Genomic DNA, 451 nt, shown 5'->3' with positions numbered 1-451 from the left:
TGCCCGGGTCAGCCTAAAGAGTCCTCCTTGGCGAATCAACTCGGCGGTGAGTTCGTTCTCTCCGCGCGTGAATTCTTCCAATGGGATATCTTCCCCCCGCCTGATCCGCTCGATCAGGCCGAAGTCGGTGGAGGTAAGCATGCCTAGATTGTGGCAATTTTGCCGATAGATTCGCTCGAAACTCTCGGCGATCACCAGTCGGATGCCCGCACTGTGCTCCGCGAACGGACTTGCTTCCCGAGACGATCCCTTTCCGTAGCGGCGGCCCGCGACTGTGACCGCGAATCCGCCCGACTTCACGCTGCCCTCCGTCACCGGACGAGTCCCTGCGCAGTCGAGGCCAAGGTATGGGTAGTCCCCGAGTTTCTCGTCGTAGTAGTAGCAAATGTAGGCGGGTGTGATCTCGTCGGTGGAAATGTCCGAGCGGAGCGGCAAGGCCTCTTCAAGTGTG

The 451-nt window shown here is 59.9% G+C and carries 1 protein-coding gene; it reads right to left on the bottom strand.

All coding sequences use genetic code 11. From position 1 onward, the window contains the following. On the bottom strand, positions 1 to 451 hold a 451-nt coding region (locus tag ACYP5B_RS18650; RefSeq protein ID WP_459570688.1), incomplete at both ends, for a 3-isopropylmalate dehydratase small subunit.

It is taken from the genome of Cupriavidus sp. 8B, assembly GCF_054589115.1.
The sequence above is the reverse complement of the archived record's forward strand: the minus strand, read 5'-3'. Positions and strand labels throughout refer to the sequence as shown.